This window comes from Streptomyces sp. NPDC055078, assembly GCF_053607985.1.
In genome coordinates, this window is sequence record NZ_JBSGUP010000368.1 from 1 (window position 1) to 8,157 (window position 8,157).

Here is an 8,157-nt window from a genome sequence, read left to right on the forward strand (position 1 = left end):
CTGTATGAGTGCGCTGATTCTGGACGGGAAGAAGCTCGCCGCGGATGTTCGCGCGAGGACTCGCGCGAACATATCCGCCTTCAGTGAGCGAACGGGAACGGTACCCGGGCTCGCGACGGTTCTCGTCGGGGAGGACCCGGCCAGCCAAGTCTACGTGGCCAGCAAGCGCAGGCTCGCGACCGCCGTGGGAATCGAGGATTTCCACCGTCACCTTTCCGGGTCGGCGCCGGACGGTGAAATCGCCACCGTCATCGACGAACTCGCAGCGGACCCGAAGGTATCCGGGATACTGCTTCAGCTTCCGTTGCCCGAAGGGCGTGACAGCGCCGCGCTCATCGAACGTATTCCAGCGGAAAAGGATGTCGACGGGCTGACGACGCGGAGTGCCGGGTTGCTCAGCCGTGGGGAACCGGGACTCCGGCCCTGTACCCCGCGAGGCGTGCTCGCTCTTCTCGATGCGGCGAATATCGAGCTTCGGGGGCTCAACGCCGTGGTGGTGGGACGGTCTCAACTCGTGGGTGCGCCGCTCGCACAGCTTCTCACCGAGCGCGACGCGACGGTGACGGTGGCGCACTCCCGTACCGCGGACCTCGCCGCGGAGACCGGGCGGGCGGACCTCGTCGTGGCCGCGGCCGGGGTGCCCGGGCTGATCACCGCGCAGCACGTCCGTGACGGTGCGATCGTCATTGATGTCGGCATTCACCGCACCGGGCAGGGGCTCGTGGGGGACGTCCGGTTCGACGAGGTCGCCGTCCGTGCTTCCTGGATCACCCCCGTGCCGGGTGGTGTCGGTCCGATGACGATCGCCATGCTTCTGGAGAACACGCTCTCCGCTGCCGAGGGCCTTGACGAGCGACCGGGGAGAGCAGCCATGTCCCACCACTCCCGCACCTCGCCGCCGAGCGCGCACCCCTGCGTCAGACGCCCGCCGGGACCGGACCGGCCGTAATGGCGGGCCCCCGGATCATGGGCGTACTCAATGTCACGCCCGACTCCTTCAGCGACGGCGGACGGTACCGCACGGTGTCCGAGGCGATCGCGCATGGCGAGGCACTCGCCGAGGCCGGGGCCGGCATCATCGATGTCGGGGGCGAGTCGACCCGTCCCGGGGCCCGGCCAGTCACCGCGCGGGAGGAACGGTCCCGAGTGCTCGCGGTGGTCGAAGGACTCGCCACCGCCGGCGTGACCGTCTCCATCGACACCGTGCATGCCAGTACGGCGGCGGCCGCGGCCGCCGCCGGTGCGGCCTTCGTCAACGACGTCTCGGGAGGGCTCGCCGACCCGGCGATGGCCGCCACTGTCGCCAGAACCGGGCTCACCTATGTCATCGGGCACTGGCGCGGCACACCGCGGACGATGAACGACCACGCCGTGTACCGCGACCCTGTGGTGGAGGTCAGCGGGGAGCTGGCCGAGCGGGTCGCGTCGGCGCTGGCGGCCGGAGTCCGCCGGGACCGGATCGTTCTCGACCCGGGTCTGGGCTTCGCCAAGCTGCCCGTACACAACTGGCAGTTGCTCGGGCAACTGGGCAGACTCCAGGACCTCGGCTATCCGGTGATGGTCGGCGCCTCCCGGAAGCGCTTCCTCGCCGACCTGCTTCCCGGGGACAGCCTCATGGGCGACCGGGACCTGCCGACCGCGGTGCTCAGCGTCCTGGCCGCCCAATATCGCGTCTGGGCGGTCCGCGTGCACCAGGTCGAGATGACCAGGGTCGCGCTCAGCGTCCTGGACGCATGGGTGCACGCGCATCCGGCCGGCGCGGGCGGGGTCGGCCGTCACCCGGCCTTCAGGGGGTCCGCGTCACCGCACCCGGCGGGTGGCCCCGGCTCGGCCTAGAAAGCCGCTGCCGATCCGTCACCGCTCGCGCTCCGTACGGGATCGGCGTGCCGCAGCGAGCGGGCGTCCCAGATGCCGAACAGGCATCCCCACGGATCCTGCAGCACCGCGTAGTCGCCGGTAGGGCTGTCCGTCCTCGGCACCACGACCCACGCGCCGAGCGCGGTGGCCCGCTCGATGCCCGCGTCCACGTTGGCGAAATGGAAGTACGGCATCCATTGATCGCTGGTTGCCGGGTCGAGGAACGAGGTCATGTCGATGACACCGGCCACATGACGGCCGTACGAGGACAGCATGACGTAGTCGACGGGCTCGTCGGGCAGTACCTCGGCACGCAGTCCCAGCGCCGATGAGTAGAAGGCTGTCGCGGCCTCCACGTCGCGGGTGTAGACATCGGCCAGGACGATATCGCCCTGCCCGGGGGGTGGGTGCTCGGACGGTTCGGTGTGGACCAGTTCGAACGGGATTCCCCTCGGATCCAGCACCCGGTGCCTGCCGCCATCGGCCGGACCTTCCGTCACCCGCGCTCCCCGTGCGGCGCAGGCGCTGAGCGCTCCCGGCAGATCGCTGACCCCGAACCCGACAGTCCATCCGGCCGGCCCGGAGCGCTGCGACGCCACGGTCAGGGTGGCGTCGGCGGGCGCCCGCGGCGCGGTCGGACCGGGATGCGGCGCCCCGTGGCGGTAGGTCAGTGCCTGGTAGAACGCGCGGGCGGCGCCGGGGTCGGGAGCGTGCAGGTGCAGCGTACGCACGCCGGTCAGCCGTGGGGACTGCTCGCTGCTCATTCGGTGATTCCCTCGCTCTCGTCCTCCACCCTACCGGCGGGCCCGTTGGCACTGCGCGTCGCGATCCAGAAGTGCATCCGGCCGTCGAAGGAGTCCGGGGACCATCCGGTCAGCTCGGTGATCAGGTTCAGCCGGTAGCGGAGTGTGTTCCGGTGCACGAACAGCCGGGCGGCGGCCCGGGACACCGAACAGTCGCACTCAAGGTAGACGGCGAGCGAGTGGACCAGCGCGCCGCCGGTGCGGCGGTCGTGGGACGCCAGTGGTTCCAGTGCGTGGGCCCCGAGTTCTCGCATCGGCAGCGCGTCGGCGGAACCAAGCAGCAGATATCCCAGGTTGAGGGGCCGTGCGTGGTGGAGTCCGCCACGGCCGGCGGCATCCCGTGCCTGGTGGTAGCTCATCGTGAGCGACACCGGATCGGACACCGCGGGCCCGATCCCGACCGATGCCGCCGGGTCCATCCCGCGCAGATGCTGGAGCAGCATCCGTGCCACGGTGTCCACGGAGTCGGAGTCCGGAACGACGAGCACCAGGTCGTCGTCGACGGTGGCGCGGACATAGGGATCGCCGCTGCCGGCGAGCAGGGAGTGGAGGTTCCACGGGCGGGCCCGCAGCTTGGTCGCCGAGACGGCCGACTGGCCGACGATGACCGCGTGCCTCGTCTCCGGGGTGAGGCCGATCCCGATCGAGGACAGGCGTTCCAGTGCCTCCCGGCCGCGGGTCCGTCCGCCGAAGACGTCCTCCAGTACCTGGCCGGCCAGTTCCCGCCTGCCCATCAGCAGGGCCTGGAGCCGGGCGAGTTCCAGTGAGGCCAACTCGGCGGCGGCCTCGAACACCGTGTCGTGCCCGGCCCCTGGCTGCACCACGAGCAGCGCCACCACATCACCCGCCAGCGACACCGGCACCACCGCCCGGGGCGGGGTCCCGACCCGTATGACACCGGGCTGCCACGACCGCAGTTCCGGCAGCGGCCACTGGGCCCGGGTGGGGGCCGACGCCAGCAGGCTTCCGCGCATGTCCACGAACGCCGACGGACTGGAGGTGATCCGCCGCAGGACGGTGACCAGCCCGGCCAGTCCGGTGCCGTCGGTGAGGGCTCTGCTCATCGCGAGCATGTCGTCGGCCTTGGGCATGGGCTGCATCATCCTCGATCCGGGGGTTGGGGCCAATACCGACGTAAACGATCCCTGTCCGTGTTCTCGCAGCTGACATGCGGGTGACATCAGGTCCTTCGGCCATTCATCGGACCAGCCGGAGTGCTTGTTCTTTGGTCACCTGCATAATGCGCGGGCCACGGACAGCACACACCATGGGCCTCTGAAACGCGGCACAAGGCTCACCCACTCGGGTCTGATCCTGGCGGGGCACTCATCATGAACGACCACCTTTCGTACGCATCACAGACGGCGGTCCGGTCTCAGCCGTCCACCACTCTCCGTATCCGGGCATCGTGCGACGACCGGCCCGGCATCATCGCAAAGCTGTCCACCGCGCTCACCGGGCTGGGCTGCAATATTCGTGAATCCCATCAGTTCAGCACCGACCCGGGAGAGGGCGCCTTCTTTCTCCGGCTCGTCGTCGACACCCCGGGTGACCTGGCCGACTCCGTGATCGAACGGGTGGAGCAGGTGGCAGCCGAACTGAAGATGGAGTACCGGATCTGGCCGGCCGACCGTCGCAAGAGGATGGCCGTGTTGTGTTCCACCGCCGACCACTGCGTGCTGGATCTGCTCTGGCGGAGCCAGAATGAAGATCTTCACGCCGACATTCCGGTCGTGATCTCCAACCATGACAAGCTGCGCGCGGCGGTGGAGGACTTCGGCGTGCCGTACCACCACGTTCCCGCGGACCCGGACCGTGCCAGGTCGGAGTCACGCATCCTGCACCTGCTGCGGGAAGCCGAGGTGGACTTCGTGGTACTGGCCCGCTACATGCAGATCCTCACCGACGGGTTTCTCGACCGCGTCGGTGTGCCCGTCATCAACATCCACCACTCCCTGCTGCCCGCCTTCGTCGGGGCCCAGCCCTACCGGCGGGCCTACGAGCGCGGTGTGAAGGTCATCGGGGCCACGGCGCACTACGCCACCCCCGAACTCGACGCGGGTCCGATCATCGCCCAGGACATCGAGCACGTCGGTCACACCGATGACGCGGCCACGATGGCCAGGCGCGGCAAGAACATCGAACGTGCTGTCCTCGCCCGGGCGGTCGAGCTGCACGCCGAGGACCGGGTGCACGTCCACCAGAACCGGACGATCATCCATGTCTGACCAGGAACAGGGCCAGGGCCAGGGTCCGGAACAGGACCAGGGTCCGGAGCAGGGCCAGGAACAGGGTCCGGGCACGGGCACCCCCATCCACACCCGCACAGGCACAGGCACAGGCACAGGCACAGGCACAGGCACCGAACATGTCCTGGTCGTGTTCTGCCATCCGCGCCAGGACTCGTTCTGCGCGCGGCTCCTGGAGGAGTACACCGCCGGCCTCGCCGCGACCGGCCGGACCTTCGAGGTGGCGGACCTCTACCGGGAGGGATTCGACCCGGTGTTCCACGCGGACGACTATGTCCAGTTCGAAGGCGGCACCCTGCACCCGTCCCTGCTCAGGGAGCAGGCACGGGTCGAGCGCGCCGACGCCATCGTCGTCATCAGCCCGCTGTGGTGGCTCGGCCTCCCCGCGATGCTCAAGGGCTGGTTCGACCGGGTCTGGAGCAACGGATGGGCCTACGAGTTCGCCAACGACCCCGAGGGCAGCCTGCTGCCGCCGCGCCCGTACCTGTTTCTGCTGACGACCGGAGGGTCCGCAGGCAGCTTCGCCCGCCGCGGATACGCCCAGGCTCTCGACGCGCTCATCCGGGTCGGTGTCCTCGGCTGGTGCGGGGTGGGCGAGTCGAGTGTCGTCCTGCTGCACGACACCGGCTTCGAGGAGTCCGCCGACGGTATTCATCTGGACTTCGCCCGCGCCGCCGGGGCCGGACCGATCGCCGACCCGTCGCCGAGCCCCGACCCCGCACGTATCACGGTCCTCAACTCACCCCCGCACCCACGTGACCGGACGGAGACACCGAACATGGACGCGCCCACGGCCATTCGCCGAATCTGCGACGCCTGGACCGCCGGAGACAACGCCGCGATCGCCGCCCTCTTCGCCGAGACGGGAGTGTTCGCCGACCCCCTCCACGAGCGGCCGCTCATCGGGCCGGACGACATCCTCGCCACCAATCAGGCATCTGTGGACGAACTGACCGATGTGACGATCGAACTGCACCACATCCTCGGCGAAGGCTCCCGCGCGTGCGCCGAAGGCCGGATGACGGCCAGGACCGTCGCCGACGGCAGCGTTCTGGACTTCACCTTCGCCATGGTCGCCGAGACAGCGGACGGCCGGATCACCCGCCTGACCGAGTACTTCGACACCGCGCCGCTGCTGCTCTGACCCGCCGGGCGCGGCATACGCCCGCCGCCCGCCCTCGACCCGAACACCAACCCGCCTCCACACACGACAGGAATCACGTCATGGCCGGACCCGTGCGCCAGAACCTGCTCTACACCACCCGCCGCTCCCCCTACTTCGAGCGCACCCTCGCCGAAGGGGCTCTGGAGTGGGGTGTCTACAACCACACCTATATGCCGTTCGTCTACGACAACGACCCGCGCGCCGAGTACGACGCGATCGTCAGCGGAGTGACGCAATGGGACGTGGGCGCCGAGCGGCAGGCGGAGTTCCGAGGACCGGACGCGCTCAGGTTCGCCGACTACCTCGCGCCCCGGGACTTGTCGAAACTGCCGGTCGGGGGATGCAAGTACACCCCACTCTGCGACCAGAACGGCAAGATCATGTCGGAGATCATCGTTCTCCGGCCCTACGAGGACGTCATCTGGTTCTCCCACTCGGATGTGGATGTGAGCCTGTGGGCCTACGGTCTCGCCCTGGCCGGCGGCTACGACGTACAGGTCACCGAGGCCGACGTCGCACCCTTCCAGGTCCAGGGTCCGCTGGCCCGTACGGTGCTCCAGCCGCTGGTCGAAGCCGACCTCGGCTCCCTGAAGCGGTTCCGCTGCGTGATCACCGAGCTGGCGGGGGTCGAGGTGGTCATCTCCAACACCGGCTGGAGCAAGGAGGCGGGCTACGAGGTGTACCCGATCGGCACCGCCCGGGCGGTCGAGGCATGGGACGCGGTACGGGAGGCGGGCCGGGAGCACGACCTCCTGGTCACCGGACCCAATCTCAACCGCGCCGTCGAGCAGGGAATCCTCGACACCCAGTACGCCACCAACTCCGGCATGGACCTCTTCGAGGCGGGCCTCGCCGGCTTTCTCGACCTGGATGGCGGTGACTTCATCGGCCGCGACGCGCTGCTCAAGGTCCGTGCCGAAGGTCCGGCGCGCAAGACCGTGGGGCTGGTCTCCGACCGCTCGGAGTGGCCGCTGTTCGAGAGCTTCTGGTCGCTGGAGGACTCGGCGACCGGCCAGGAGGTCGGCGTCGTGAGGTGGGCCGTGTGGTCCTATGCCCTCGACCGCAACATCGCCGTGGCGGTCATCGATTCATCGGTCCCGGAGGAGACCGACCTGACGATCCGGAGCCCGGCCGGCGAACACAAGGCGACGCTTCACCGGATCCCCTTCATCTGATCCGGCCCGACCCAGGGAGGTGAGCCCACCATGAGCACCAGCCCCATCGGCGCGGGTCCGGCACCGGCCGGTACTCCCGACGGACCGGACCTGCGCGAGCACTCCAGGATCGAGCTGATCCCGCTGCCGTCTCTCAGCCGGCTCTTCCACGAGATCCCGGCGCGGAGCCGGCTGTCGGTGACCTGCTCCCCCGCGCACGGCGTGGAGGCGACCCTTCAGGCCACCGCCCGGCTGAGGGAACTGGGACACGACGCGGTCCCGCACCTCGCGGCCCGGCAGATCACCAGCCGCGAGCAGGTCACGGACATCGCGGCCCGCTGTGACGCCATGGGCGTCCAGGAGGTCTTCTGCATCGCCGGCGACGCCAAGTCCCCCGGTCCCTACACCCGTGCCCTCGACCTGGCGATCGACTACGCGGCGGCGAGCGGCGCTGTCCGGGGCTTCGGCTTCGCCGGCTATCCCGAGGGCCATGCGTCGATCCCGCGCGACCTGGTCGTGGCGTCCCTGTACGAGAAGCAGGACTTCCTGGCGTCCGGGGAGTTCCATGGCTATGTCTCGACCCAGATGTGTTTCTCCGCGCCCGCCATCGTGGACTGGGCGCTGCGGGAACGCGACCGGGGGCTCACCCTCCCGTTGCGCCTCGGCGTGCCCGGTCACGTCGACCGGCGCAAGCTCATGACGGTCTCCGGCAGGCTCGGCATCGGCAAGTCGCTGAAGTTCCTGAGGAACAACCGCTCCTCGGTCACCCGGCTGATGGCATCGGCGCACTTCGAGCCCACCGGGATCGTCGACGAGGTCCTCGCCGCCGGTGCCCGGTCCGGCGTGGAAGGGCTGCACATCTTCTCCTTCAACAATGTGGCCCCGACCGTGGACTGGTTCGACGGCTACACCCGGGCTCGTCTCACGGC

General features: G+C 69.4%; 8 protein-coding genes. 6 read left to right on the plus strand and 2 right to left on the minus strand.

What is annotated here, in order from left to right; genetic code table 11:
- Window positions 1–4 precede the first annotated feature (4 nt).
- Window positions 5–949, plus strand: a complete 945-nt coding sequence (folD, locus tag ACWF94_RS26180; RefSeq protein ID WP_453493275.1) for a bifunctional methylenetetrahydrofolate dehydrogenase/methenyltetrahydrofolate cyclohydrolase FolD — start codon at window positions 5–7, stop codon at window positions 947–949.
- A gap of 17 nt (window positions 950–966) precedes the next feature.
- Window positions 967–1,836: a dihydropteroate synthase gene (gene folP, locus ACWF94_RS26185; protein WP_453493254.1), complete on the plus strand. Its 870-nt coding sequence runs from the start codon at window positions 967–969 to the stop codon at window positions 1,834–1,836.
- On the opposite strand, the gene ACWF94_RS26190 is transcribed toward folP, so the two are convergent.
- Together ACWF94_RS26190 and ACWF94_RS26195 are read right to left on the minus strand one after the other, a co-directional pair.
- The gene (locus tag ACWF94_RS26190; protein WP_453493257.1) at window positions 1,833–2,621 is read right to left on the minus strand and encodes a VOC family protein; all 789 of its coding nucleotides are present in this window, start codon (window positions 2,619–2,621) and stop codon (window positions 1,833–1,835) included. The two genes, folP and ACWF94_RS26190, sit on opposite strands and share 4 nt — an antisense overlap.
- Window positions 2,618–3,751, minus strand: a complete 1,134-nt coding sequence (locus ACWF94_RS26195; protein ID WP_453493260.1) for a PucR family transcriptional regulator — start codon at window positions 3,749–3,751, stop codon at window positions 2,618–2,620. Before ACWF94_RS26195 ends, ACWF94_RS26190 begins: the two co-directional genes overlap by 4 nt.
- Window positions 3,752–3,991: 240 nt before the next feature.
- On the opposite strand from ACWF94_RS26195, the gene purU reads away from it, so the two are divergent.
- From purU to ACWF94_RS26215, 4 genes are all read left to right on the plus strand, one after another.
- The gene (gene purU / locus ACWF94_RS26200) at window positions 3,992–4,888 is read left to right on the plus strand and encodes a formyltetrahydrofolate deformylase (protein ID WP_453493263.1); all 897 of its coding nucleotides are present in this window, start codon (window positions 3,992–3,994) and stop codon (window positions 4,886–4,888) included.
- Window positions 4,881–6,053 carry an NAD(P)H-dependent oxidoreductase gene (locus tag ACWF94_RS26205; RefSeq protein WP_453493266.1) on the plus strand — a complete coding sequence of 391 codons (1,173 nt, stop codon included), beginning with the start codon at window positions 4,881–4,883 and terminating at the stop codon, window positions 6,051–6,053. Before purU ends, ACWF94_RS26205 begins: the two co-directional genes overlap by 8 nt.
- Window positions 6,054–6,133: 80 nt before the next feature.
- Window positions 6,134–7,249 (plus strand): glycine cleavage T C-terminal barrel domain-containing protein, encoded by a 1,116-nt coding sequence (locus ACWF94_RS26210; protein ID WP_453493269.1) that lies wholly within the window; start codon window positions 6,134–6,136, stop codon window positions 7,247–7,249.
- 30 nt (window positions 7,250–7,279) lie between these two features.
- Window positions 7,280–8,157: methylenetetrahydrofolate reductase (locus ACWF94_RS26215; protein ID WP_453493272.1), on the plus strand; the 878-nt coding region annotated here is incomplete at its 3' end.